21 protein-coding genes are annotated in these 24,231 nt (G+C 74.2%); 7 read left to right on the forward strand and 14 right to left on the reverse strand.

What is annotated here, in order from left to right; genetic code table 11:
• Nucleotides 1–45 precede the first annotated feature (45 nt).
• Nucleotides 46–207, forward strand: coding sequence for a hypothetical protein (locus tag ACNF49_RS20930; RefSeq protein ID WP_352329725.1), 162 nt, complete (start codon nucleotides 46–48; stop codon nucleotides 205–207).
• Here ACNF49_RS20930 and ACNF49_RS20935 read toward each other — a convergent pair.
• The 4 genes from ACNF49_RS20935 to ACNF49_RS20950 are packed head-to-tail and all read right to left on the reverse strand — an operon-like array spanning nucleotide 190 to nucleotide 3,785.
• Nucleotides 190–825 carry a VOC family protein gene (locus tag ACNF49_RS20935; RefSeq protein ID WP_482944744.1) on the reverse strand — a complete coding sequence of 212 codons (636 nt, stop codon included), beginning with the start codon at nucleotides 823–825 and terminating at the stop codon, nucleotides 190–192. The genes ACNF49_RS20930 and ACNF49_RS20935 overlap by 18 nt on opposite strands.
• On the reverse strand, nucleotides 803–1,624 hold the full coding sequence (locus tag ACNF49_RS20940; RefSeq protein ID WP_357964432.1) for an alpha/beta fold hydrolase: 822 nt from the start codon (nucleotides 1,622–1,624) through the stop codon (nucleotides 803–805). Before ACNF49_RS20940 ends, ACNF49_RS20935 begins: the two co-directional genes overlap by 23 nt.
• Nucleotides 1,621–2,544 (reverse strand): Rieske 2Fe-2S domain-containing protein, encoded by a 924-nt coding sequence (locus tag ACNF49_RS20945; protein ID WP_482944745.1) that lies wholly within the window; start codon nucleotides 2,542–2,544, stop codon nucleotides 1,621–1,623. The genes ACNF49_RS20940 and ACNF49_RS20945 overlap by 4 nt, the downstream gene beginning before the upstream one ends.
• Nucleotides 2,541–3,785, reverse strand: coding sequence for a flavin monoamine oxidase family protein (locus ACNF49_RS20950; RefSeq protein ID WP_357964428.1), 1,245 nt, complete (start codon nucleotides 3,783–3,785; stop codon nucleotides 2,541–2,543). The genes ACNF49_RS20945 and ACNF49_RS20950 overlap by 4 nt, the downstream gene beginning before the upstream one ends.
• 51 nt (nucleotides 3,786–3,836) lie before the next feature.
• Between ACNF49_RS20950 and ACNF49_RS20955 the strand changes: the two genes are divergently transcribed.
• A complete protein-coding gene (locus tag ACNF49_RS20955; protein WP_357964426.1) occupies nucleotides 3,837–5,027 on the forward strand; it encodes a cytochrome P450 in 1,191 nt (396 codons plus the stop codon).
• 13 nt (nucleotides 5,028–5,040) lie between these two features.
• On the opposite strand, the gene ACNF49_RS20960 is transcribed toward ACNF49_RS20955, so the two are convergent.
• Genes ACNF49_RS20960 through ACNF49_RS20970 form a run of 3 tightly spaced genes read right to left on the reverse strand, consistent with a single transcriptional unit; the run spans nucleotide 5,041 to nucleotide 7,266 of the window.
• Nucleotides 5,041–5,898: an ABC transporter permease gene (locus ACNF49_RS20960; protein WP_357964424.1), complete on the reverse strand. Its 858-nt coding sequence runs from the start codon at nucleotides 5,896–5,898 to the stop codon at nucleotides 5,041–5,043.
• The gene (locus tag ACNF49_RS20965) at nucleotides 5,895–6,851 is read right to left on the reverse strand and encodes an ABC transporter ATP-binding protein (protein ID WP_357964422.1); all 957 of its coding nucleotides are present in this window, start codon (nucleotides 6,849–6,851) and stop codon (nucleotides 5,895–5,897) included. Before ACNF49_RS20965 ends, ACNF49_RS20960 begins: the two co-directional genes overlap by 4 nt.
• Before the next feature lie 40 nt (nucleotides 6,852–6,891).
• Nucleotides 6,892–7,266 (reverse strand): hypothetical protein, encoded by a 375-nt coding sequence (locus ACNF49_RS20970; RefSeq protein ID WP_352326163.1) that lies wholly within the window; start codon nucleotides 7,264–7,266, stop codon nucleotides 6,892–6,894.
• A gap of 306 nt (nucleotides 7,267–7,572) precedes the next feature.
• Here ACNF49_RS20970 and ACNF49_RS20975 point away from each other — a divergent pair, with 306 nt between their 5' ends.
• From ACNF49_RS20975 to ACNF49_RS20985, 3 genes are read left to right on the forward strand one after another with little or no spacing between them, the layout of a single operon-like run.
• Nucleotides 7,573–8,829 (forward strand): cytochrome P450, encoded by a 1,257-nt coding sequence (locus tag ACNF49_RS20975; RefSeq protein WP_357964420.1) that lies wholly within the window; start codon nucleotides 7,573–7,575, stop codon nucleotides 8,827–8,829.
• A gap of 8 nt (nucleotides 8,830–8,837) precedes the next feature.
• Nucleotides 8,838–9,686 (forward strand): class I SAM-dependent methyltransferase, encoded by an 849-nt coding sequence (locus ACNF49_RS20980; RefSeq protein WP_352356827.1) that lies wholly within the window; start codon nucleotides 8,838–8,840, stop codon nucleotides 9,684–9,686.
• Complete coding sequence (locus ACNF49_RS20985; RefSeq protein WP_482944746.1) at nucleotides 9,683–9,868, forward strand: hypothetical protein; 186 nt, start codon at nucleotides 9,683–9,685, stop codon at nucleotides 9,866–9,868. The genes ACNF49_RS20980 and ACNF49_RS20985 overlap by 4 nt, the downstream gene beginning before the upstream one ends.
• 22 nt (nucleotides 9,869–9,890) lie before the next feature.
• Here the strand turns inward: ACNF49_RS20985 and ACNF49_RS20990 are convergent, their stop codons facing one another.
• The 7 genes from ACNF49_RS20990 to ACNF49_RS21020 all read right to left on the reverse strand — a co-directional run bounded on the left by ACNF49_RS20990 (nucleotide 9,891) and on the right by ACNF49_RS21020 (nucleotide 20,510).
• On the reverse strand, nucleotides 9,891–10,235 hold the full coding sequence (locus tag ACNF49_RS20990; RefSeq protein WP_352356825.1) for a YciI family protein: 345 nt from the start codon (nucleotides 10,233–10,235) through the stop codon (nucleotides 9,891–9,893).
• A 69-nt stretch (nucleotides 10,236–10,304) separates the two neighbouring features.
• Nucleotides 10,305–10,631, reverse strand: coding sequence for a YciI family protein (locus tag ACNF49_RS20995; RefSeq protein ID WP_482944747.1), 327 nt, complete (start codon nucleotides 10,629–10,631; stop codon nucleotides 10,305–10,307).
• 19 nt (nucleotides 10,632–10,650) lie between these two features.
• On the reverse strand, nucleotides 10,651–13,578 hold the full coding sequence (locus ACNF49_RS21000; RefSeq protein ID WP_357964416.1) for an NHLP bacteriocin export ABC transporter permease/ATPase subunit: 2,928 nt from the start codon (nucleotides 13,576–13,578) through the stop codon (nucleotides 10,651–10,653).
• Between the two features lie 16 nt (nucleotides 13,579–13,594).
• Entirely contained in the window at nucleotides 13,595–15,919 is a 2,325-nt protein-coding gene (locus ACNF49_RS21005) for an NHLP family bacteriocin export ABC transporter peptidase/permease/ATPase subunit (protein ID WP_357964414.1), read from the reverse strand.
• 42 nt (nucleotides 15,920–15,961) lie between these two features.
• Nucleotides 15,962–16,774 carry an HlyD family efflux transporter periplasmic adaptor subunit gene (locus tag ACNF49_RS21010; RefSeq protein ID WP_357964412.1) on the reverse strand — a complete coding sequence of 271 codons (813 nt, stop codon included), beginning with the start codon at nucleotides 16,772–16,774 and terminating at the stop codon, nucleotides 15,962–15,964.
• 54 nt (nucleotides 16,775–16,828) lie between these two features.
• Nucleotides 16,829–18,187 (reverse strand): SagB/ThcOx family dehydrogenase, encoded by a 1,359-nt coding sequence (locus ACNF49_RS21015; protein ID WP_357964410.1) that lies wholly within the window; start codon nucleotides 18,185–18,187, stop codon nucleotides 16,829–16,831.
• 40 nt (nucleotides 18,188–18,227) lie between these two features.
• Nucleotides 18,228–20,510, reverse strand: coding sequence for a TOMM precursor leader peptide-binding protein (locus tag ACNF49_RS21020; protein ID WP_482944748.1), 2,283 nt, complete (start codon nucleotides 20,508–20,510; stop codon nucleotides 18,228–18,230).
• A 285-nt stretch (nucleotides 20,511–20,795) separates the two neighbouring features.
• Here ACNF49_RS21020 and ACNF49_RS21025 point away from each other — a divergent pair, with 285 nt between their 5' ends.
• The gene (locus tag ACNF49_RS21025; protein WP_482944749.1) at nucleotides 20,796–23,675 is read left to right on the forward strand and encodes an AAA family ATPase; all 2,880 of its coding nucleotides are present in this window, start codon (nucleotides 20,796–20,798) and stop codon (nucleotides 23,673–23,675) included.
• Between the two features lie 13 nt (nucleotides 23,676–23,688).
• A complete protein-coding gene (locus ACNF49_RS21030; protein WP_482944750.1) occupies nucleotides 23,689–24,228 on the forward strand; it encodes a hypothetical protein in 540 nt (179 codons plus the stop codon).
• Nucleotides 24,229–24,231 lie beyond the last annotated feature (3 nt).

Here is a 24,231-nt window from a genome sequence, read left to right on the forward strand (position 1 = left end):
GATGATGCGTCTGAGTTCCGTTCCGTCTTTCTTCAAGGAGCGCGCATGGGATTGAACCTCCGGCTGGTCGTTCCCCTGGTCTACGCCGCCGCGGTGGTCGTGGCCTTCCTGATCGGCAAGACGGTCGGCTCGGTGGTCGTCATCGCCGGCGCCGTCCTCGTGGCCCTGTTCTTCGTGCTGTCCGGCCGGTCACGTCAGCGCGAATAGGGCCCCCCACGGGTCGCGCACGATCGTCGCCCGGGGATGCCCGGGGGCGGTCGTGGCACCCAGCCGGACCGCCGTCGCGGCGGTCGCGGCGCGGTCCGCGGTCGCGAAGAACGTCATCCACCGCGGCCGCGCCCCCGTCCCCTCGCGGACCGCGGGCGCGGCGCCGAGCAGGTCCAGGTAGAACGCGGCGCCGGCCGACCACAGCTCGTGGGCGCACCACGTGCCCGGCTCGCCGGCCAGCACGATCCCGGCCGGCCGGTGCCCCTCCCAGAAGCCGACCGCCGCCCCCGCCGGGTCGGTCGCGAACAGCACGCGGCCGTCCGCGCCGGCCGCCATCGGGCCGAAGACGACGCCGCCGCCCAGCTCCTTCACCCGGACGGCCAGGGCGTCCACGTCCGGGGCCGCCAGGTAGGTGTTCCAGGAGGCGGGCAGGCCCGGCGGCACCCGGCCGAAACCGGCCACGACCTGGCCGCCCAGCTCGACGAAGGAGTAGCCGCCCTCCTCGCGGAAGGTCCAGCCGAACAGCTCCCCGTAGAAGGCCCGCGCGCCGGCCGGGTCGAGCGCCCCGTAGTCCACCCAGCACGGCTCGCCCGGCTCATAGTGCTCGTGAATCGGCACGCCCGGCCTCCTCGTCCGCATCCAGGGCCGACAGCCGCAGGTGCTCGGCGACGAGCGGCGCCACCACCCCGGGCCGCTCGATCAGGCACAGGTGCCCCGCGCCGGGGACGGTGACCGTACGGCACCGGGGGACCGACTCGCGCAGCAGCGCGGCGCCGGCCCGGAACGTCGGCATGTCCCGGTCGCCCACGACGACCAGCGTGCGCGCCCGGATGCCGCGCAGGTCGTCGGCCGTGTGGACGTGCCTGCTCAGCCCGTGCATCGCGCCGTCGCGCAGCTCCCGCCACGAGTGCCCGGCCACGATCGCCCGCAGCCTGGCCCGCAGCTCGGGATGGTCCTCGGTGCCGCGGAAGATGTCCGGCGGCGAGGACATCCACAGGTCGGCGAGCTGCTCGCCGTCCGCGCCCAGCCTGGCCAGCCCGGCCAGCGCCCGGTAACGCTCGGCGGTGCCCGGCTCTGGGGGCGCGCCGGCGATGGTCGGGGAGCCGACGATCAGCCCGCGCACGTCACGGGGGTGGTCGACGGCCAGCTGCAGGGCGATCATCGAGCCGATCGACTCGGCCACCACCAGCGTGGCCGACTCCGCCCTGGCCAGCCCGGCCAGCTCGGCCGCCAGCGCGGGCAGCGACGTGCCCGGCCGCAGCGGCCCGGACCGGCCGTGCCCCGGCAGGTCCACGCCGACGTGCCGCCAGCCGGGCAGCAGGTTCCACAGCGGCTCCCACACCGAGGCGTCCATCGTGTAGCCGTGGATCCACAACACGGCCCGGCCCTCGCCGGTCGAGCGCACGTACAGGCTCATGAGGACGCTCCGGCGCAGGCGGGGACGGGGGCGAAGCCCTGGCAGAAGCGGCGGAAGGCGATGACCGGGGTGTCGCCGGCGTCCAGCCGCTGCGGGGCGCCGGTGTCCAGGTGGTCCCAGACCACGCGGTCCTGGTCGAAGGCGTAGCGGGCGCCGTGCACGAGCGCGGGCAGCGAGCCTTGCTGGTCCGGCCGCACGCCGATGGCCACCCGGCCCACGCAGCCCGTCCCGTCCGGCACCGCGCCCGTGACGATCGTGTACGGCGCCGACTCCGTGCCCAGCTCGGTCACCACGAGGTGCGGGCTGTAGGCACGGGCCACGAAGCGGGAGGCGAAGTCGAGCCGCCGCTCCCGCTCCCACGGCGGCGCCTTGGTACGGAACTCGCCCTCGATGACCAGCTCGTCGTGCCCGCCCATGCTGACCCGCATGCCGCGCACCGAGGGCACCAGGTGGACGGTGCCGAAGTGCTGGGCGTCGAAGGCGTTCTCGACGACGTACTCGGCCGGGACCGTCACCGGCTGGTTCACCGCGGCCACGATCGTCAGGTCCTCGGCCGCCTGCTTGATCGCCTGCTCGAAGCCGCGGTCGTCGCCGGGGTCGCCGGACAGCCGGGCGAACAGCGCCGCCCCGGCCCGCAGCGTCCGCAGCTCGCCCACCGACCAGCGCCGGCCGGAGCCGCCCAGCGAGATCCGCTTGCCGTGGAAGGGGCAGATCACGCAGTCGCCGTCCAGCTTGCCGCCGTACCCCAGATGGGCGCCACGGTGGGGGCAGGTGGCCTCGAACACCCGGATCCGCTCGCCGTCGCGCACGGCCATCAGGCGCGCGCCGCCCAGCCGCAGCGGGGTGATCCCCGGGCCGATCTCGTCGTCGAGGGCGAGCAGGAACCACCCGCCGTGGAGCTCCCCGTTACCGGCCGTCATCTCTCCAGCGCCCCAATCACCTCTGTGGCCGCGCGCTCCCCGCTGGCCATCGCCATGTGCGCCATGGGCGGGCCGGACAGGCCGACGGTGGCCTCCCCGGCGAAGAAGACCGTCCCGCCCAGCGGCTCGGCCCAGGCCGGGGACGCCCACAACGTCCCCACGCCCGGGTAGGTGTACGCGCCGCCCGCCCACGGGTCGGCGCCCCAGTCGGACACCACCACCTCCGGGTTCAGTCCTCGCGTCCACGGCAGGGCGCGGGCCAGCAGCGCGGCCAGGCCGCCCGGCTCGGCCCACGCGCCCCGGGCCGCCGCGGCGGCGCGGGCCTTGGCCATCACCAGCACCTCGGGTCGCCCGGCGGTCGTGCTGACGAACCCCAGACGGCCGCCGGCGTCGAAGACCACGACGGACTCGGGGGCGGGCACGGGATAGGCGGCCAGCCCGCACCAGGCGTCGCCGGGCCGCAGCTCGTAGGCCGCCGCCTGCTTGCGCACGGGCAGGTCGTCCAGCACCAGCCGCCCCTCGGCGACCACCGGCGGCGGCACGGTCACCACGGCGGCGGCGGCGCTCTCCACGTGCCCCGCGGCGGTCAGCGCCCGCACCCGGCCGCGCGTCCAGGACAGGCGGACGACCGCGTCGCCGAGCCGCACCCGCAGCCCCTCGGCCAGCCGCGCGGGCAGCCGGTCGAAGCCGCCGGGCAGCGCGAACTCGCCCCGCCCCGACCGGTCGGCCCGCCGCAGCGCGGCCAGCGCGGGCGCGCTCAGCGCCTCCGGCTCGGCCGCCCAGTTCTGCCTGAACCACTCCGCCGCCGGTTCCAGGGCCTGCGGGCACTGCGCGGTCTCCTCCTTGAGCCACGTCGCGACCGGCACGTCCCAGGGGCTCGCCCCGGCCAGGCGGCGCAGCGGCTCCCGGGCCGCGCCCGACGTCAGCCGCTCCTCCAGCAGCGGCGGCGTGGGCCGCAGCGCGGTCAGCGGGCGCGGCCCGCCGGGCAGCAGCACCCGGGCCGCGCGCCGCGGCACCGGCACCGGCGCCTCCAGGCCGGGCAGCGCCGCGATCGGGTTGCGGTCGCCGTGGATCACCTGCGCGCCCAGCTCCAGCAGGGACGGCCGGTGGGTGCGGATCCGGCCGCCCACCCGCTCCCTGGCCTCCAGCACCGTGACCGCCAGCCCGGCGGCGGCCAGGCGCGCGGCCGCCGTCAGCCCGCTCACCCCGGCGCCGATCACGACGACGTCAAGCTCTGCCACCGGCACATCCTCTGTAGTAGTTTGTCCTCGGCCTGATCACGAGGAGACGCCATGACGGCACCCCGCACGCTGCCCGGCCACCTCGCGCACCCGTTCTCTCCTCGCGGACGGCTCGACCCGTATCCGGCGTACCGCTGGCTGCGCGAGCACGATCCCGTGCACTTCGACGTCACCTCGCGCATGTGGCTGCTGACCGCGCACGCCGACTGCGCGCTCGCGCTGCGCGACCCGCGCTTCTCGGCCGCGCTCGGGCAGCGGGAGCGGGTCAGGGACGACGAGCTGCCGCCGTCGATGCTGACCACCGATCCCCCCGAGCACCAGCGCCTGCGCTCGCCCGGCGCCCTGCTGATGGGCCCGGCCGCCATCCGCGGCATCGCGGGCGACATCGAGGCCGGGATCGGCGCGGTGCTCGACGGGCTGGCCGGCCGGGCGGAGATCGAGGCCACCGCCGACCTCGGCGAGCCGCTGGCCACCGGCGTGCTGGCCAGGCTGTTCGGCCTGCCGGCCGCCGACGTGCCGGCCTTCGCCGGGCTGGCCGCCCGCGTGTCGGTCAACCTCGACCCGCTGGCCGGGCCGCAGGCCGCCGCGGCCGGGCGGGCCGCGATGGGCGAGCTCACCCGCTTCCTCGGCGAGCGCGCCGACGCCGCCGCCGAAGCCGCCGGGAACGGGCCGGGCGGCTCGCCGTTCGGGCGGCTGGCCGCCGACGACCGGCTGACCAGGGCCGAGATGCTCGGCATCGCCGCGCTCACGGTCGTCGGCGGATGGAAGCCGCTGGCCGAGATGGTGGGCAACGCCCTCCACTGGCTGCTGCCGCGTGCGGAGGCCGCCGGCCTGATCAGGAAGGGCGGCCCGGACGTGGCCGAGTCGGCCGTCGACGAGCTGCTGCGGCTGGAGTCGCCGATCCCGTTCACCGCCCGCGTGACCACCGAGGAGGTCCCGCTGGACGGCGGCGTGATCCCGGCGGGGGCGAGGGTGCTGGCCCTGGTCGGGGCGGCCAACCGCGATCCGGCGGTGTTCGACCGGCCCGACGAGCTGCTGGTCACCCGTTCGCCCAACCCCCATCTGGCCTTCGGCGCGGGCACCCATCTCTGCCTGGGCGCGCCGCTGGTCAGGCAGGCCGGCGGGCTGCTGCTGAGCGGGCTGCTGGAGCGGTATCCCGGGCTGCGCCGCACGGGGAAGCCGCCCGCCTGGGCGCCGGGCCTGGTGCCCAGGAGGCTGACCGGCTTCACCCTCGCCATCTGAGCCCCTTCCCCGGTCAGCGGACGTTGGCGCCGCGCCAGCGGAAGGTCAGCAGGCTCAGCAGCAGCGCAGCCAGGCACCAGGCGCCCAGCACCGCGGCGGTCCTGCCCAGCTCCCACGTGCCGGCGGGCTCCACCACCGCGAAGTCGGCCGGCAGGAACACCGAGCGCAGGCCCTGCGTCATCCACTTCAGCGGGAAGAAAGCCGCCAGGCTCTGCATCCACGCCGGCAGCTCGCTGTAGGGGAAGAACACCCCGGAGATGAACTGCAGCACCAGGAACGGCAGCGTGACGATGGCCGCGGCCGAGCGGGCGTTCGGGATGACGGCGCTGAAGGCCACCGCCAGCAGCGAGCAGGACGTCGCCCCGAGCAGCAGCACCCAGCCGAAGGTCAGCCAGTGTCCGGCGTCCGGCGGCAGCGGCAGGCGGAACAGCGCGACGCCGACGCCCAGCAGGATCGCCGCCTCCAGCACCCCGGTCACCACCACTCGGACGATCTTGCCGACGAAGTACGCCGTCTTCGGCATCGGCGAGGAGGCCAGGCGGCGGATCATGCCGTTGTCCCGCTCGATCGCGATGTTGATGGCCAGGCCGTTGAAGCTGACGCTCATGATGCCGCAGGCGATGATCCCGGCCACGAACATCTGCTTGAAGTCGGTGTGCGTGCCGGGGACCGTGCCGGAGAAGATCGAGCCGAGCACCAGCAGCAGCACGATCGGCAGCAGCAGCGTGAAGAACAACGACTGCCGGTTGCGGAAGAACGACTTCAGCTCCACCGACGAACGGGCCGCCGACGCCCGCCACAGCCCTGACCCGCCGCCCGACGCGCGCACGGGACGGCCCTGCTCGGCCACGATCGCGTTCGAGCTGGTCATGCCTGGGCCCCCTGGTTCTCGCGGATCAGCTTGAGGTAGACGTCCTCCAGCGTGGGCCGGTGGACGCGCAGGTCGGGCAGCTCGCCGGCGCCCGCCCGCGCGGCCCAGGGCAGCAGCGCGGCCAGGGCCCGCGTGGGCGTGTGGGTGAGCAGCGTGAGCGTGCCGCCGGGCACGCCGGGCGTGCAGGACGGGTCGAGCGCGGTGCCCGCGGGCAGGTCCGGCAGGTCGGCCGCGCTCAGCTCGGGGGTGAGGGTGAAGCTCACCGCGGCGGGTGTGTCGCGCCGCCCGCCCAGCTCGCTCACCGGCCCGGTCTCGACGATGCGGCCGGCCACGATCACGGCCGCGCGCTGCGCCAGCGCCTCCACCTCATCGAGGTAGTGGGTGGTCAGCACGGTCGTCTTGCCCTGGTCGGCGAAGAAGCGGACCAGGTCCCACGCCTCCATCCGGGCCTCCGGGTCCAGCCCGGTGGTCGGCTCGTCGAGGAAGATCAGGTCGGGGTCGCCGACGACGCCGACGGCCACGTCCAGGCGGCGCAGCTGGCCGCCCGAGAGGGTCTGGGCCTGCTTGCGCTCCTTGGCGCCGAGGCCCACCATGTCGATCACCTGCGCCGCGGGCAGCGGCGCGGGGTAGAAGGCGGCGAAGTGCTCGACGACCTCGCGGACGGTCAGGTCCGCGTAGGCGCCCGTCGTCTGCGGCACGATGCCCAGCCGCGCCCGCCACCGCGGGGCGTCCTCGGCCGGGTCACGGCCGAGGACCCGCACGTCGCCGCCCGAACGCCTGCGCACGCCTTCGAGGATCTCGACCGTGGTCGTCTTGCCCGCGCCGTTGGGGCCGAGTAAGGCGAACACCTCTCCGGGACGAACGTCCAGGTCCACACCCTGCAGGATCAGAGCGGGACCGTACTGCTTGCGCAGCCCCCGTACGTGGATGGGGTTCGCCTGGTCGTCGGACATGATCTCCTCTACCTCCTCTTGGCGTGCGTGGCTCCCGGCGTCAGGTGCAGCAGCAGCAGGGGCAGCAGCAGCAGTTGACGTCGACGCCGGCCGCGATCGAGTCGAGGTCGCCCTCGCTCAGCTCGGCCATGTCGATCTGCGGCGTCTCGGGGATGTGGAACTCGAACGTCCCCGTCTCCAGCCCGCGCTCCCACAGCGAGACCTGCACGTCGAGGTTCGTGTCGTGGTGGCCGTCGGGAACGTTGCGCACGAGGGTGATCTGGGCGCCCGCGGGAACCTCGAGGCCGGCCTCAGCCAGCGCCTCACGAGGGTTGCCGTCCAGCTTCGCCGAGAATTCCTCGCTCGACCACGCGGTGATCAGGACTCGCGTGTAGGCGTTGACGAATTCGGTCCGCTCTCTGGGGTTCAGGGCCATTGCGTCCTCCTGGAGCTTTTCCCCTTCGGCGCGGTGCGCCGTCTCGGAACGGAGTCTTACACAGCCGAATTCGCAGTGCCTAGACTTAATTTCCGGGGCCCTGGATTAAGTATTGAGAGCCCTCTGCTTAAAAGGTACTCTGCAAATACGCCGACCGGAACAATACGAAGCGATATACGTATTCGATGGCCGGAAATGCGTATCGAGAATATTCGTTTGCGTAAGCCATCGGGAGAACCCATGTCCGGGACGTACGTATCCCCCCGGGTGCCGCCGGGACCCGCCGGAACCCAGAGCCTGAGGGCCATGCGCGACGCTCCGCTGGAGTTCGTCACCGCCATGGCGGCCCTCGGCGACGTCACCCGTCACGACGCCGACGGCGAGCCGGTCTACATGCTCAACCGTCCCGACCTGGCCAGGCACGTGCTGAAGGAGAACGGCGCCGCCTACACCAAGGAACGCACGCCGGACGACGACATGCTCCGCCCCCTGCTCGGCAACGGCCTGCTGACCAGCGACGGCGCCGAGTGGGCGGCCCAGCGCAGGATGTGCGCGCCCGCGTTCAGGCCCGCCGAGGTGGGCCGGTTCGACCGGGTCATCGTGGAGGCGGCCGAGAATCTGGTGGCGCACTGGGCCGGCGGCCGGCCCGTACGCGTCGACCACGACCTGACCTCGCTCACCCTCACCGTGATCGTGAAGGCCATGCTGGGCACCGACATCGGCGTCGCGGGCGAGGGCTTCGGCCGCGCCGTGGACGCGGTCAACCGCTTCATCGGCCACTACGTACCCAGCGACGACCCCGACCCGGCCGACACGGCCGCCCGGCACGCCGGCTTCCTGCGCGCGCGGGCCTTCCTCGACCGGGTCACCAGGCTCATCATCGCCGCCCGCCGGGCCGGCGGCGCGGGCGACGACCTGCTCGGCGCGATGCTGGCCGAGGGGCACGCGATGTCCGACGCCGACCTGCGCGACCAGGTGCTGACCATCGTCATGGCCGGGCACGAGACCACCGCCAAGTCGCTGACCTGGACGCTCTACCTGCTCGACCGCAACCCGGAGGCGGCCGAGGCGGTGCACGCCGAGATCGACGAGGTGCTGGCCGGCCGCTCGCCCACCGCCGCCGACCTGCCCAGGCTGCGGCGCTGCCGGCAGGCCGTCCAGGAGGCCATGCGGCTCTACCCGCCGGTCTGGCTGATCTCCCGCCGCGGGACGGCCGACGACGTGCTGGACGGTTATGACGTACCGGCCGGGTCGCTGGTATGCGTCAGCCCGTGGGTGCTGCACCGGGATCCGAGGTACTGGGCGGAGCCGGATGCGTACCGGCCGGAGAGGTTCGACCCCGACCGGGCCGCCCGGCTGCTCAGCCACCAGTACCTGCCCTTCGGCGGCGGCCCGCGCATCTGCGTCGGGCGGCACTTCGCGCTGGTGGAGGCCACGCTCGTGCTCGCGGTCATCCTGCGCGGACTGCGCATGGAGCTGGTGGCGGGCTTCCCCGTCGAGCCCGAGGCGCTGGTCACGCTGCGGCCCCGGCACGGTCTGATGATGACCCCGAGGCCCCGGTGAGTGCCTCGGTGAGTGCTCAGGCCGCGACCGGCTCCTACGACGCCGCCAACACCACCTGGGGCGGCGTGGCGGGCGAGCTGGCCCGGCTGGAGGCCCAGGCGGCGCTCTCCTTCGAGGAGGAATTGCGCATCATGCGCGACCTCGGCCTGACCGGCCAGGGGCCGCTGCTGGAGCTCGGCGCCGGGTCCGGCGCGGTGACCCGCAGGCTGCGCGCCGCCGAGCCGGGGCTGCCGGTCATCGCGCTCGACGTGGACGCCGCCCTGCTGCGCAACGCGGGCGGCTGCGGCGCGCCGCTGGTCACCGCCGACGGCGCCCGGCTGCCGTTGCGTACCGGCAGCGTGGGCGGCGTACTGCTGCGGTACGTACTGCAGCACGTGGGCGATCCGGCGCCGATGCTGGCCGAGGCGCTGCGCGTGCTGCGTCCCGGCGGCCGGATCGTGGTCGTCGAGGTGGACAGCATGTTGTGGGGGCTGGCCGACCCGATGTACCCGGAGCTGGCCTCCGTCCACGCCACCATGGCCCAGGCCCAGCGCGGCGCCGGAGGAGACCGGCAGATCGGCAGGAAGCTCACCCGGCTGCTGCGCCGCGGCGGGTTCGCCGACGTGGTGCTGCGCCCGTTCGCCACCACCAACGACACCCACCCCACCGCGGCCTTCGCCCCGCATCTGGGGCCCGAACGCCTGGCGCCGCTCGTCGCCTCGGGCGCGCTGCCGATGGCGGGGCTCGCCCTGGCCGCCGACCGCTGGCGGCGCTTCCTGGCCGACCCGGACGCCTGGGTCATGCTGCTCGGCTTCGTCGTCGCCGGGACCGCACCGTACGGACCGGCTCAGCACCCATCGGAAGGAAGCACGTCATGAGTCCGTTCTGGAAGATCTTCATCGCGATCTTCAGCTACATCAGCGCGATCGTGGGCCTCGGGCTGGCCGTCGTGAACGCCAGCGAGAAGCCGCCCTCGACCTCGCTGGCCATCGTGTACGGCGCCGCCGGCCTGCTGTTCCTGGGCGTCGGCGTGCTGCTCAGCCGCAGAGCCCGCTACTGAGGGCGGCCCGGGGCCCGGCCCTTCAGGAGGCCGGGTCGCAGGGGCGCACCTCGACGATGTCACCGGGCGCGTAGGGCATCTTGCGCGCCCACGACTCGGCCTCCTCGGCCGACTGGACCTCGATGACCCAGATGCCGCCGATCTGCTCCCGCCCGACCGCGTACGGCCCGTCGACGGCGGGCCCGTCGGGCCTGACCAGCTTGCCCTCCCTGGACCTGGTCAGCCCCGCGCCGTACTTGACCTTGACGCCCGCCATCGCCATCGCCCGGCCGAACTGGCGGTGCGCCTCGGCCATCCGCTCCCGCTCGCTCTCGCTGAAGGCGTCCCAGAGCATCTCGTCGCCGTGGATCAGCAGCACGAAGTCCATGAGTCGTCTACCTCCCTGTGGGTTCTGCCCCAAAGGCGTGGTGGGGCGCGGGCAGAGCCCCGGTTGGCACTATCGTGACATCCTTCCACGGTCGCAGCGCCGTAACTCGACCCGGTCGCCCGGCCCGGCCGGCAGGCGCCCGGCCCACTCCAGCGCCGCCTCCTCCGACGGCAGGTCGAGGATCCACATGCCGCCCAGCTCGGGACGGCCGTCCTCGCGCGGCTCCCCCTTCGCCGCGTCCGGACGGGCCAGCCGTGCGCCGAACAGCACCGTGACGCCGGCCTCCCGCAGCTCCCGCCCGAAGTCGAGGTAGGCGGCGAACAGCCCGGCCCGGTCCTGCTCGGGCAGCTCGGCCCAGGCCCGTTCCGGCCCGTGGATCAGCAGCGCGAACTCCATGACGGCTCCTTCCCTGCGCTCACATCTGCCGCCGCGCCAGCCGCGCGAACAGCCCCTGCTCCTCGGTGAGCAGCTCGTCGTAGGTGCCCTGCTGGACGATGCGCCCGCCGTCGAGTACCAGGATCTTGTCGGCGTCCCGGATGGTGGACAGCCGGTGGGCGATGACCACGCGCGTGGCGTTGAGCCGCCGGGTGCTCTCGGCGATGACGTTCTGGGCGGGGTTGTCCAGGGCGCTGGTCGCCTCGTCGAAGAAGACGATGCGGGGCCGCGAGACCAGCGCCCTGGCGATCATGACGCGCTGCCGCTGGCCGCCGGAGAGCGTGTTCGTGCCCTCCGACAGGACGGTGTGCATGCCCATCGGCATGGCCGTGATGTCGTCGGCGATGCCGGCCATCGCCGCCGCCTCCCAGGCGTCGTCGACGGTGTGGTTCGTGCTGCCGACGATGTTCTGCCTGATGTCGCCGGCCAGCAGGGCGCCGTTCTGCAGCACCACGCCGCACTGCCGGCGCACCGCGCCGAGGTCCAGCTCGCCCAGGTCCTGGCCGTCGTACAGGACCGAGCCGACGTCGGGCTGCTCGAAGCCGAGCAGCAGGCGCAGGATCGTGGACTTCCCGCTGCCGGTCGGGCCCACGATCGCGACGAACTCGCCGGGCTCGATCGACAGGTCGATGTCCGTCAGCACCGCGGGGCCGTCCTCGCCGTAGCGGAAGGAGACCCGCGACAGGCTGACGCGGCCCGACAGGTCGCCGGGGTCGGCCTTGCCCGCGTGGTCCTCCGGCTCGGCCTCCAGCACCGGCGCCAGCTTCTCCAGCATCGGCACGACGCCCATGGCCGTGATGGCCGCCCCGGTGAACTGCAGCACCGAGGCGATGAGCAGGCTGAACGCGGCGAAGAAGGCCAGGAACGCGCTGATCGGGAGCTGCCCGCGCAGCGGCCCGGCCGCCACGGCGAAGATCACCACCGAGCAGACCAGCGGGAAGCCGGCGTTGAAGGTGGTCACCACGTTCTGCAGCCGCCGGGCCGCGGCCGAGGTGGTCCTGGTGGCCATGAAGTCGCGCGTCCACACGCCGAACGCCTGGTCCTCCGCGGCCGCCACGCGCAGCTTGGGCACCGCCGACAGGAGCTGGAACACCCGCGAGGACAGCCGCTGCTCCTGCTCGTACAGGCGGCGTTGCAGGCGCACCTCGAAGAACCCGGCGACCGCGCACACCAGCACGCCGGCCAGCACCAGCAGGGTCGCCAGCAGCGCCAGGCCGACGTCGTAGAAGTACACCAGCGCCAGGTTGGCCAGCCCGCCGAACAGCCCGAGCGTCGCCGTGGTCATCACGCCCGACAGCGTCTCCTGCGCAGCGCTCACGCCCAGCACCGTCGTGCCCAGCTCGCCGGTGGAGTACCGGCCGAAGAACGTGACGGGCAGCGACAGCAGCCGCGTCCACGCGCCCGCCTGCACCCGGGCCGACGAGCGGCCCTCGATGCGCAGGGCCGCGACGTTCTGCACGATCGACAGCGCCCCCGCCACCAGCGCGCCGCCGATCACCAGCGCCGCGCCCTGCACGATGAGGTCGCGCTCGGCCCGCTGCACGAACGTCCCCAGCACCAGCCCGGTCATCGCGGGCACCAGCAGGCCGATGACCGCCACCAGCGTGCCCAGGGAGGCCAGCACCCAGAAGTCGCGGCCGTTGCGGGCCAGGCCGAAGCGCAGCAGCCCGGCCACGGTCCGCACCTCGCGCGGCAGCGGCTGGTACAGCACCTCGGCCTTGCCGCTCAGCGTGGCCGCCACCGCCTTGGTGACGGGCGTGACCCGGCTGTGGCCCGGCTGGGCCACCACGTACCGCGAGCCGATCGGCAGCAGGGCCACCGGCGTCCCGTCGTCGGACCGGTAGCCCACCATGGGCCCGATGTCGTGTTTCCACCAGCCGTCGTCCAGCCGGACCGAGCGCGTGCGCACCCCGGAGGCCAGCGCGACGGCCTGCAGCGGGTCGGCTCCCCGGGCCTGGCCGGGTGGCGGCGCGGTCACGGTGAACCCGCCGTGCGAGGCCACCAACCTGGCCGCGGCCAGCGCCGGCGGGTCGGCGGTGACGTCGGCCAGGCGCACCTTGGCCTCGGTGTCGCGGAGCAGCGTGTCGAAGCCGCGGCGGGCCGCCCGCGTCGTGCCGGCCTCGCGCTCCTTGCGCCGCCGCAACGCCTCCAGCTCCTGCGCCCGCCGCCGCTCGACCCGGCGGTCCACGGTGTAGAGGAAGCGGATGGCGTGCTCGACCCAGCGGGCCCAGATCGTCTCGTCGGCCAGCAACTGCCAGGTCGAACGGGCGCGCAGCCGCGCCGGCGCGTCGGCGACCAGCCAGTCCCGCTCGGTCACCGCCAGCTCGGCGCCCGCGGTCAGCACGCCGGCGACCCCGTCGGGCATCTCGACCGCGCCCGCCTCGACGGTCATCCACCGCACGCCGTCCACCGAGCGGGCGGCGCGTCCGGCGGACAGCTCGGTCACCGCGTCGGGCAGCAGCGGGACGAACTCGCGCGGCGGCAGCGCGTCGCGCAGGGCGGTGGCCAGCGCGATCATCCCGGCCTCCAGTCCGCGGACGAACTGCCGGACGGCCAGCCCGTACTCGGCGGTGGACATCGTGGCCGACCGGTTGGTGCCCGACAGCTCGCCCAGCCTGGCCAGCGGCAGGCGCGAGACGCGGGTGCCGAGCACCGGACGGCCCACGATGCCGTGCCTGGGCCCCTTGGGCGAGCCCGGCAGCAGCGTGCCCTGCCGGACCCGGCACAGGTAGTGCCACCGGCCGACCGGACGGCCGCCCTCCAGCCGCACCGCGAACAGGTCGACCGCGCCCTCCTCGACCAGCAGCACCTCGCGCACGCCCGACAACACGAACAGGTTCTCCGCCGAGTAGTCCACCGGCGTGGCGGCGTCGGTGAAGAACGGGGAGAAACCGGCCACCTTCAGCACTGCGTCATCCTCCGTGTCATCCTCCGTCGCCGTTCTTGCGCGAGCTCCTGAGCAGCTCGGCGTAGCGGCCGTCGAGCGCCAGCAGCTCGGCGTGCCTGCCGCGTTCGACCACCTCGCCGCGGTCGAGCACGATGATCTCGTCCGCGTCGCGCACGGTGGACAGCCGGTGCGCGATGATCAGACAGCCGCAGCCGCGCCTGCGCAGGTTGTCGGCGATGGTCCGCTCGGTCTCCGGGTCCAGGGCGCTGGTCGCCTCGTCCAGGATCAGCAGCGTGGGCTGGATCGACAGGGCGCGCGCCAGCTCCAGCCGCTGCCGCTGGCCGCCGCTGAGGTTCCTGCCGCCCTCCAGCACCCGGCTGTTGAGGCCGCCGGGCCGGGCCGCGATCAGGTCGAACAGCGCCGCGTCGCGCAGCGCGGAGACCGCCACCTCGTCGGGCACGTCGTCGCTCCACAACGTCAGGTTGTCGCGCACGGTGCCCTCGAACAGGGTGATGTCCTGGTCCACGTAGGCGACGGAGGCGGCCACGACGGCCCGCGGCAGGTCGTCGCGCGGCCGGCCGTCCAGCAGCACCTGGCCGGCGGTCGGCGCGTACAGGCCGGCGGCCAGCTTGCCGGCGGTGGACTTGCCGCTGCCGGAGTTGCCGACGATCGCCACCCGGCGGCCCGGCACCACGGTGAACGACAGGTTCCTGATCACGGGGGCGGCGAGCGCGTTGTAGCCGAAGGTCACGTCGGCGAACTCCAGCCGCCCGTCCAGGCGCCCGCCCGGGTCGGCCCGCTCCCCGCCGGCGGCGGCCCGCTCGAACGTCCTGGCCATCGGGTACTTCTCGACGTCGTACAGGCGGCAGATGTCGGCCGAGATGTCCTGCAGCTGGCCGCCCAGGTTGGTGAGCTGGGTGACCGGCCTGGACAGGGCGTTGAGCAGCGTCTGGAACGCCACCAGCATGCCGACGCTGATCACGCCGTCCACCACCCGCAGCCCGCCGATCAGCAGGATCAGGCCGCTGTTGATCCCGGCCAGCAGCGGCGGCACGACGGTCAGCGTGGCCGTGGCCACGCCCAGCCGCTGCTTGGCGGTGACCGCCTTGGCCAGGAACCCGGCCCAGCGCTGGAACGCCGTCGGCTCGGCCCCCGTCGCCTTGACGGTCTCCACGAGCTGCAGCGTGTTGAACGTGGTGGAGGTCAGGTTCCCGAGGTCGGCCCGCAGCGCCGCCACCGCGTCCGTCCGCGCCCGCGACACCTGGCGCAGCACCAGGATGTTCAGCAGCGCCATCGACACCCCGACCAGCCCGAGCAGCACGTCGTAGCGGATGAGCACGGCCGCGTAGAACAGCACCAGGACGAGGTTCACCAGCGTGACGGCCAGGTCCCGGGAGAGGATCTCGGCCACGCCGTCGTTGGCCTGCACCCGCTTGGCCACCTCGGCCGGACGGCGCTGGAGGAAGAACTCCACCGGCAGCCGCAGCAGATGGCGGAAGAACCGGGCCGAGCTGACCAGGCCGAGCCGGATCTCCAGCCGCAGCAGGTAGTGCCGCTGCACCGAGGTCAGCACGAACACCACGACCGCGGTGACCCCCATCGCGAACAGCAGCGGCACCAGGTAGCCCGGGTCGCGCCCGGTCAGGATCCGGTCGATGAACACCCGGCTGAAGGCCGGGCCGATGATGCCCGGCACGACCAGCAGCAGGCTGGCCAGCAGCACCAGCGGGAGCGCGCGGCCCGAGGGCATCCGCCGCGCCAGCAGGGCCTGCCCGACCCGGGTGGGCCGGCCGCCGGGCCGGAAGTCCGGCCCCGGCTCGAACGTCAGGACCACGCCGGTGAAGCCGGAGTCGAAGTCGTCCCAGTCGATCATCCGGGGGCCGCCCGCCGGGTCGTTGACCGCGACGGCCTTCCTGCCGAACCGGCTGCGCACCCCCTCCAGGACCATGAAGTGCTGGAACGCCCAGAACACGATGGCCGGTTCGGTCAGCGAGCGCAGGTCCTCGGCCTCCATCTGGAAGCCCCTGGCGATCAGCCCGTAACGGCGGGCGGCGGCCACCACGCTGGATGCCTTGGCGCCGTCGCGGGAGACGCCGCAGGCCGAGCGGAGCTCCTCCAGCGGCACGAACTTGCCGTGGTAGCCGAGGATCATCGCCAGCGAGGCGGCCCCGCACTCCACGGCCTCCATCTGGATCACCGTCGGCGTGCGCCGCCGCCATCTCCACCGTCGCCGCCGCCGTACGGGGGCCGCCGGGGGAGTGGGCGCGGCGGTTTCCCCAGGGGCCTGGTCCGCATGCCCCTGCTCGGGGACGCCGGTGGTGGTCACACGTCCCTCCCGGGGGCGCTGGTCGTGGTCACGCATCCCTCCTTCGGCCGGGCGGCGGGGGCGCTCACGCGGCTCACCTCAGCGCCCGAGCAGCAGGTCGAAGAGCGTCTGGCTGCCCAGCCCTATCGCGCCGCTGACGGAGACCTGCGACTGCAGGCCCACCGGCGGCCCGTTCCTGGTCGACCAGGCGTAGCCGGACGGCGTGGCGGCATCGCGCACCAGGTCCACGATCACCAGCCGGGACGGCGTGTTCCGCAGGTAGCCGCGCGCCGGGTCCTCGCCGCCCACCAGGTCGGCGGCCTGCTCGGTCATCACCGGGTAGGCGCTGACCGACACGACGCGGCCGCGCAGCAGCCCGTACGCGCCGGGCGGCGCCGAGGAGACCGCCAGATCGACCGGCTTGCCCGGCACCACGCCCATCGCCCGGTCGACCGGCACGAACAACATCGCCACCAGCCGGTCGCCCGGCGCGTCCGTACGCTCGATGAGCAGCAGCTCCTCGCCCTCCCTGACCACGTGCCCCGGCACGGCGGAACCGGCGACCACCCGCCCGGTGAACGGGCTGCGCACCACCTGCTCCGACCCGCCGTCGGCGGCGATGACCGCCACCGCCTGGCCCTCCCGCACCGCCTCGGCCGGCTGGACGAGCATCGAGCGCACCGTCCCGCCGTACGGGCTCTGCAGCCGCGCCGTGCCGCCGGGATGGGTCAGCAGCCCCACGGCGGGCACCGTGACCGGCAGCCTGCCGGCGAAGAACCACACTCCCGCGGCCACCACGATGATCAGCACCACGAACGTGGCGATCCACCCGCGCGGAGAGGCCAGCAGCGTCGGCGAGTCCAGCTCGTCGGGCTCCCGCATCCGCTGCAACGCCTTGAACCGGAACTTCATCACGCCGTCCCCTGGAAGCGGCCGCCGGGCCGCCGTCGTGCCGTCATGTGCCCATCACCGCCGGCTGCCGACGATCAGCTCGCCGACGCTGCCCTCGGTCAGGTAGTCCAGGCCGCTGGCCAGCGCGAAGTCGGCGGCGTCCCCGCCGCCCAGCGCGCACACGGCCAGGTCCATGGCCGTGCCGGCCAGGTAGAGCGTCTGGTAGAGCACGCCCACGTGCTTGAGGACCAGCGAGTAGCCGATCGTCTCGTACTTCCACATCACCCGGCCGAAGCGGGCGGTGACGGTCAGCAGCACCTGCGGGTCGCCGGTCAGCTGGGCCGCCGACCTGGCCCGCTCGACCAGCGCCCGCACGGCGGGCGTGGGCGGCGAGACCAGCTCCAGGGCGTGCCCGGCGGTGTCGTAGTGCCACAGTCCCGGCTCGGCCCCCTGACAGGACACGATCAGCGGATAGACCTCCAGCTCGTGGACCGAGCCGCCGGAGGGGTAGGGCCGGTCGGTCAGCTCCTGGCCGTCCGGCGAGGTGAACACGGCCCGCCGCCGCATCGACCGGTAGAGCAGCTCGCCCAGCTGGGCCAGCGTGACGGGCGCGTCCTGGTCGTGCTCGCGCAGGGAGCGGCGGCGTTCCAGCGTGTCGGTCAGGCTGGGGTCGGTCTTGGCCAGCAGCTCCAGGTCGGGGCGGGGCAGCTCGATCCGTTCGCCGGTGAACGGCGGAGGGTCGGCGGGCACCGGGTCGAAGCGGGAGGTGAAGGCGTACGTGCCGCCGTAGCGGCCGGTGTAGCGGGGGCCGCGGCTGTGGGCGTGCAGCCACAGGTCGCGCGGGTGCCACTGGGCCTGGCGCAGGTCGTCGTCCTCGGGGCCGGTGGCGAGCACCCCCGCCGCCGCCAGGAACCGCAGCGCCTGCCCCTGCGCCGGAGTTCGCGGCCGGTCGTCGGCCGCCAGTTCCGCCGGGGTCGTCCAGGACGCCAGCGCGCCGAGCAGCCCGCAGGCGTCCGGCGACAGCTCGACCACCGCCGGGCTGCGCGGGGAGCGCACGGTCAGCACGCCCTCCCCGGCGGTGACGACGGCGAAGCGCGACAGCCTGATCGGCGTGTCCGCCGCCGGCGCGGGCGCGGGCTCCACGCTCCCGGCGCCGACCGGACGCAGCCGGGCCCCCGCCGCGGCGTACTCCAGCAGGCCGGCCCTGGACAGGCGGCGTACCAGCAGGTTCCAGCGCAGCAGCCCGGCCTCGCCCACCGTCGCCGCCAGGGCGGTCTCGCCCGCGTCGCCGCCGGCCAGGATCCGCAGGGCGGCAGCGGTGCCGGCGTCGAGCCCGCGCAGGCCGAGCGAGCCGGCCGGCGCGGAGATGCGCACCTCGCCGTCCGCCTCGGTCAGCTCCGCGTCCCGCCGCAGCCGCAGCTTGGTCTCGTCCATGGCCCGCTCCTCTCCGTCACCCAGGGGCCCCGCGAACCGGTCAGAAGAAGACGCTGGTCGGATTGAGCTCGTCCTCGGCGCGGGGCTCGGGGATCCAGCCGAGCGAGACCGGCACGTCGTACAGCCGGCCGGGGCCGAGCCGCCGCCAGAAGTGCCGCATGCCGGGCGCGATCACCCGGACCACGCTGAGCTCCAGGTCCGGGCGGCTCTGGTCGAGCGCGATGACCTCGATCCCGGCCGCGGCGGCCCTGGCCACGCAGGTCTGCACGTCACCGGCCAGGTCGCCGCCGTCCGAGCGGGCGTAGTCGGCCAGGGTGCGGGGACGCGCCGCGGGGTCGGGCACCAGCCACTGCTCCTCGGCCAGCTTGGTCTCCTTCCACCAGGCCAGCGTGGCGACGTCGTCGTCCAGGTAGAGCGTCTCGCCCCGCTCGTCGCGCCGCTCCACCGAGGGCAGGAACTGGTTGACCTCGGTCAGCGTCCTGATGGCGGCGATCCGCGGGTCGAGGTGCGCGCCGAACCCGACGATGACGTCCTCCACCGGGTGCCCCAGCCGGTGCGAGACCCCGACGAACGCCGGGATGCCGAGGTCGGTCGTGATGTCGAGCAGCCACAGGTCGCGGTCCATGCCCCGGTAGAACTCGCGCACGGTGTCGACGTACGGGTCGCGCAGCGAGTCCAGGTCGAAGGCCGGCCGCCGGGCCCGGTTGTACCACCACAGGGCCACCGCGTCACGCTCGACCAGCTCGCAGAAGCCCTGGAGGACGGCCTCCTCGATCGAGTTGCCCGAGGCGTTGCCGTTGGAGTCGCCCACGCAGTAGAAGTGGCGTTCCAGGTCGGGGTGGCCGTACCAGGCGTAGCCGGAGGGCACCAGCCGCTCCCGCTCCTCGGTCAGCGACCAGGCGGGCGACCAGTCGACCGGCAGGTCCGTACGGAACCGCTCGGGCACCAGGTGCAGCCGGTGCGCGGGGTCCTTGTTCCACTCCTCGCGGCCGGCGTACTGGGCGTCGGAGAAGTGCAGCAGCGACTCCGGGTGGACGGCCACCGCCGGGTCGAGGTCGGCGTAGGCGGCCTCGGTGACCGGCTCCTCGCCGCGCCAGACCCCCGAGTAGCGCTCGATGGCCTCGCACAGCGCGCTCACCTTGGCCTGCACCTCGGTCCGGCCCTTGCCGCCGCTCTGCCCCCGCAGGTTGCGCCGCAGCAGGTCCATGTTGTCGCCGATCATGGCGAAGTTGTGGCCCGCGGTGAAGCTGTAGGTGACGCCGTTGTCCTCCTCGGCGAAGGTGTGCAGCCGGGTGACCGCGCCGATCAGCGGGCTGATGTGCTTCTCCAGCCGGGCGTACGTACGCGCGGGCGGCTCGATGCGGTAGCCGCCGTCGGTGACGTGCCGGGCGCTGCGCGCCGACAGCGCCACCTTGGGGCTGCGCTCGCTGATCAGCGTGGGATCGCCGCAGGCCGGGCACTGCGGCAGCCGGACCAGGGTGTGCTCCATGACGCCGAGCGTGCGCAGGTCGACGGTGGTCATCCGGCCCTCCAGCCGCGAGGAGGCCGCCCCCGCGGCGATCCGCGCCAGCTCCACGGCCAGCAGCCCGCCCGCCACGGCCGGACCGGCGGGCGCCGACTCCCGCGCCGGGTGGAAGGGCGCCCCGCCGCCGCGCTTGCCCGCCAGGTACCGCTCGACCTGCCGGTTCCCGGCCAGCCGCTGCGCCAGGCAGGCCCAGCAGCCGGTACGTCCCGGCTGGAGCACCGGGCCGACCCAGAGCGTGATCCCGCCCGGTTTCACCAGCACCCACGGGTGCCCGGCGGCCAGGTAGGCGGCGTTGAGCCGGTCGAGCGCCGGATCGAGGTAGTCGCCGGCCACCACGACCGACATCGTCCCGCCGGGCTCGGCGGCCGCCTCCTCCGCGCTCGCCGTACGCATACGTAATCCGTGCTCGCGCAGCACCGGGAGCAGCGGCGCGGCGTCGGCCCCCGCGCAGGCCACGACGGTGAATTCGGCGCGGGAGAGCGCGTCGTGAGCGTGGACGGGGTCAATTCCCTGCGCGTCCCAGAATGCCAGCGTGCTGTCCGGCCAATCGGGGCGGCCATTGGCGAGATGGCCGAATGCGGCGAATTTGCGAATGGCGATGAGCGTCTGCGGGAGCGGCACTTCGTCGCTCAGCGCGCTCGCGATCTCGGCGACGGTGCGCCGTCCGTCCAGGTAGGGAAGGAGTTTCCCGGCCCCCGCCGACCGGACGAGGTAGTGCTGCCCCTCGGCCAGGAGAAAAACCTTCGACCCGTCGATCACCTGGGGTGTGAAGTGCGCCTTGAGACGTGGGCGGTCCATGACCCTCCCCGTATCGGGTCCATATCGGTTGATCGCAGAGTCGCACCGGCCCGGATCCGGTGTAAAGACGTAATTCCGGCGTACGCATTTCACCGGGACGACGGGGGAAAATACGTATTGGTCCGTCGGGAATGCGCATGCGCCCCGGCGTGGGCTTGCTGTTGAACCCGGTGCCAATAGTCCCGATTAGTCGGATTCGTGCGCCTAGGTATTGACAGCCCGCCCGCCCCAGGCGGCATGATCCTGGTGGACAGTTTCAGGGGGGCCGAACTGTGGGGAGTGGCGATGTCTTCGGGACAGCCGCTGCTACACCGTGACGTCGAGACCGCCGCGATGCGGGAGGCGTTGTCGAGGGTCCGTGCCGGCGGCCCCTCCGTCCTGCTGATCCAGGGGGCCCGGGGCATGGGCAAGACGACCTTGCTCAACGCCGCGCTGGCGGCCAGGGGCGAGGTGGGGGCGCTGCTGCTGATGGCCAGGGGCCACCCCACCGAGCGCGACCACCCGTTCGGCGTGGTCCGTCAGCTCTTCGAACCGCTCATGACCGCCGGCCGCGCGCCGCCGTCCGGCGGGAGCGCCGTCGTCGGCCCCGACCTGGGCGGCGGGCTCGACCGGGGCCATCCCGTCACCCCCGACCTGCTGCACGGCCTCTACCGGGCCACCCGGTCCTTCACCGGCGACCGGCCGCTGATCATCGCCGTCGACGACGTGCACCACACCGACCCACAGTCCTCCCAGTGGTGCTCCTACATCGCCCGGCGGCTCGACGGCCTGCCCATCGCGATGATCCTCACCACCGCCGACACCGGCGCCGACGCCGGCGGCCCCGACGACCTGGCCAGGGACCTGGCGGCGCTGCCGTACACGCGGCTGCTGCGGCCCTCGCCCCTGTGCGCCCAGTGCGCCGCCCGGCTCATGGAGTCCGTGCTCGGCGGCGGGGCGGAGATCGGGGACGAGATCGGCGAGGAGGTCGCCGCCGCCTGCCACCGGCTCACCCAGGGCAACCCGCTGCTGCTGCGGGAGCTGGCCGGGCGGCTCGGCCGGTCCGGCGTGCGCCCGGTGAGCGCCGAGCTGCCCCGGGTGCTGGACATCGGCGCGCTGGCGCTGACCGAGACCGCGCTCGGCTGGTTGTCCGGCAGCGGCTCCGGCGTGGACGCCGCGGGCGTCGACCTGCTGCGCAGCCTGGCCATCGTCGCGCCCGAGGACGGCATGGAGGTCGCCTCCATGATCGCCGGGCACGGCCAGGACACCGCCAGGGCGGCGGGGGAGACGCTGCGCCGCGCCGGGCTGGTCACCGGCACGCCGCCCGACCGCTTCGCCCATCCGCGCATTCAGCAGGCCGTGCTGGCCGGGATGGACCCGGGCGAGCGCGACCGGCTGCACCGCCGTACCGCGTCGCTGCTGTACCGGCTGGGCGCGCCGCTGAGACGCTCGGCCCGGCACCTGATGTCGGCCGGCCCGACCGGCGACCCGCTCACCGTCACCGTGCTGCGCGAGGCCGCCGGCGAGGCCGCCGCCCGGCACGCGTGGGAGGACGCGACCGGCTACCTGCACCGTGCGCTGGCCGAGACCGACGACCAGGACACCGTGCTGGAGGTCACCGCCGAGCTGGGCGCCGTGGAGAAGCACCGCGACCTGCCCGCCTGCCTGCGCCACCTGCGCACCGCCTACGGCCGGGTCAGGATGGCCCCGCACGCCCTGATGTCGCTGGCGCCGTTCGCCGACATCCTGGTCACCGCGAACTCCGCCGAGGCCGCCGAGGTCTTCGCCGGCGCGGCCGAGAGCGCCGCCGCCGCCCCCCAGTTCGGCGGCGCGGACCTGCTGCTCGTGTTCGCCGCCCAGGCGCTGCTGTGGGGCCGCTCGGCCGGACGGCTCGGCCTGCGCCGGCTCGGACGCTCCCTCGGCACGCTGGTCAGCCCGGCGGCCAGGGAGTTCCTCAGCGTGCTGGCCCTGGCCAGCGGCGCGCGGGGCCGCAGCCTGCCGCGCACGCTCGCCCAGACCCGGCGCTGCCTCGACGGCCAGGGCCCGGTGCCGGCGGCCGCCGTGCTGCCGCTGGTGTGGGGCGACCGCCTCGACGAAGCCTCCTACTGGGCCGAACGCCTGGTCAGCGAGACCCAGGAGGCCGGCTCCGGCACCGGCCTGGCGCTGGCGCTGCTGACCAGGGCCGAGGTGCGCTACCAGCTCGGCAGCCTGGAGGCCGGGCTGGCCGACGCCGAGGCCGCCGTCGCCAGCGCGCGCGAGTGCCAGGCCGAGGGCTTCCATGTGGCCGCCGCGGCCTGCGCCGCCCGGGTGCTGGTGGAGTTCGGCGACCTGGAGGCCGCGGAGTCGGCGCTGAAGTCCGTCGCCCCGTACGGCGACTGGCACCCGATGATCTCCGGGCAGGCCCTCGACGCCCTGGGCCGCCTCCGGCTCGCGCAGGGCCGCCCGCGCGACGGCCTGCTGACCCTGCTGGAGTGCGGCCGCCGCCTGACCGCCGCCGGCATCACCAACCCGGCCTGCGTGCCCTGGGGCACGAACTCGATCCTGGCGTACGTCCTGTCCGGGGAGCGCTCGGCGGCCCGCATGGTGGCCGAGCGGGAGCTGGAGCTGGCCCGCGCCTGGGGCGCGCCCACCGTCGTCGCCCGCGCGCTCAGCGCGGGCAGCCTCGCCCACGAGGGACAGGTCCGGCTCGACATGCTGCACGAGGCCGTCGCCCTGCTGGGCAACCGCGGCGCCCGGCTCGAACACGCCAGGGCCCTGCTGCGCCTCGGCATCGCCCAGCGTCAGGCGGGCGACGACGGCAAGGCCCACGAGACGCTGGCCCTGGCGCTGCGGCTGGCCGCCGACTGCGGCGCGGGCCGCCTGGCCGCCCTGGCCGACAAGCACCGCGCCGCCACCGCCCCGGCCCGCGCCGCCACCCTCACCCCCGGCCACGACGACCACGTGCTGACCGTCGGCGAACGCCGGGTCACCGACCTGGTGCTGCGCGGGATGAGCAACCTGGAGGTGGCCACGACGCTGTCGATCAGCAAACGCACCGTGGACACCCACCTGGCCCGCATCTACCGCAAGCTCGGCATCCACACCCGCGCCGAACTCGCCGTCATCCTCACCGGCCTGTCCGACGACGACCACCCCGCCGCACCCGCCGGCGAACCCGTGCCCACCGGCCCCCACGAATATCTGTAGCCCAGGTCAGGCCGTGCTCTTCGAAGCAGTCAACCAGCTCATCACCTACGACGAACGCCAACGGATGGTCCCCCGCGACCGTGGCCTGCTCACCACGCTCGTCGACTCCGCCCGCGCCCGGGACCCCGCCGATCACAGCACGCTGCGCGCGCTCGGGGTCGGGCTGCTGGTTCTGGGCGAGTACGGCGACGCTATCCGCTGCCTCAGCCGTGCGCTCGACCTGGCGGACACGACCGGCAGGCGGATCGCCGCGTCGCTCAACCTGGCCGACGCCCATCGGTACGCAGGTGACGCGGCAGCCTCGGAAACCCTCTGCCGCGCGATGCTCACCCTTGCGAGCGACGAAGCACCCGAGATGGTGTGCTTCCCGCTCCAACACCTCGGCAAGACCCTTGCCGACCTGGGGCGCAAGGAGGAGGCCCGCGAGGTGCTCCTGGAGGCCCTGGCCCTGCGCACGGCCGGAGGCGACCCCGAGCTGATCGCCGGCAGCCGGGCGGCCCTGCGATCACTCGACGCCGCCACCACCGGCGAAGCCCCGACCCCCTGGGCGTGATCC

This window comes from Actinomadura sp. ATCC 39365 (assembly GCF_054392275.1).

What these genes read in the sequence shown, in the direction of transcription:
- ACNF49_RS20975 (WP_357964420.1), top strand. Translation starts at nt 7,573, where the DNA reads ATGCGCGACGCTCCGCTGGAGTTCGTCACCGCCATGGCGGCCCTCGGC.
- ACNF49_RS21005 (WP_357964414.1), bottom strand. Translation starts at nt 15,919, where the DNA reads ATGCGTGACCACGACCAGCGCCCCCGGGAGGGACGTGTGACCACCACC.
- ACNF49_RS21010 (WP_357964412.1), bottom strand. Translation starts at nt 16,774, where the DNA reads ATGAAGTTCCGGTTCAAGGCGTTGCAGCGGATGCGGGAGCCCGACGAG.
- ACNF49_RS21020 (WP_482944748.1), bottom strand. Translation starts at nt 20,510, where the DNA reads ATGGACCGCCCACGTCTCAAGGCGCACTTCACACCCCAGGTGATCGAC.
- ACNF49_RS20930 (WP_352329725.1), top strand. Translation starts at nt 46, where the DNA reads ATGGGATTGAACCTCCGGCTGGTCGTTCCCCTGGTCTACGCCGCCGCG.
- ACNF49_RS20990 (WP_352356825.1), bottom strand. Translation starts at nt 10,235, where the DNA reads ATGGACTTCGTGCTGCTGATCCACGGCGACGAGATGCTCTGGGACGCC.
- ACNF49_RS20970 (WP_352326163.1), bottom strand. Translation starts at nt 7,266, where the DNA reads ATGGCCCTGAACCCCAGAGAGCGGACCGAATTCGTCAACGCCTACACG.
- ACNF49_RS20965 (WP_357964422.1), bottom strand. Translation starts at nt 6,851, where the DNA reads ATGTCCGACGACCAGGCGAACCCCATCCACGTACGGGGGCTGCGCAAG.
- ACNF49_RS20995 (WP_482944747.1), bottom strand. Translation starts at nt 10,631, where the DNA reads ATGGAGTTCGCGCTGCTGATCCACGGGCCGGAACGGGCCTGGGCCGAG.
- ACNF49_RS21025 (WP_482944749.1), top strand. Translation starts at nt 20,796, where the DNA reads ATGTCTTCGGGACAGCCGCTGCTACACCGTGACGTCGAGACCGCCGCG.
- ACNF49_RS20985 (WP_482944746.1), top strand. Translation starts at nt 9,683, where the DNA reads ATGAGTCCGTTCTGGAAGATCTTCATCGCGATCTTCAGCTACATCAGC.
- ACNF49_RS20940 (WP_357964432.1), bottom strand. Translation starts at nt 1,624, where the DNA reads ATGAGCCTGTACGTGCGCTCGACCGGCGAGGGCCGGGCCGTGTTGTGG.
- ACNF49_RS21015 (WP_357964410.1), bottom strand. Translation starts at nt 18,187, where the DNA reads ATGGACGAGACCAAGCTGCGGCTGCGGCGGGACGCGGAGCTGACCGAG.
- ACNF49_RS20955 (WP_357964426.1), top strand. Translation starts at nt 3,837, where the DNA reads ATGACGGCACCCCGCACGCTGCCCGGCCACCTCGCGCACCCGTTCTCT.
- ACNF49_RS20960 (WP_357964424.1), bottom strand. Translation starts at nt 5,898, where the DNA reads ATGACCAGCTCGAACGCGATCGTGGCCGAGCAGGGCCGTCCCGTGCGC.
- ACNF49_RS20945 (WP_482944745.1), bottom strand. Translation starts at nt 2,544, where the DNA reads ATGACGGCCGGTAACGGGGAGCTCCACGGCGGGTGGTTCCTGCTCGCC.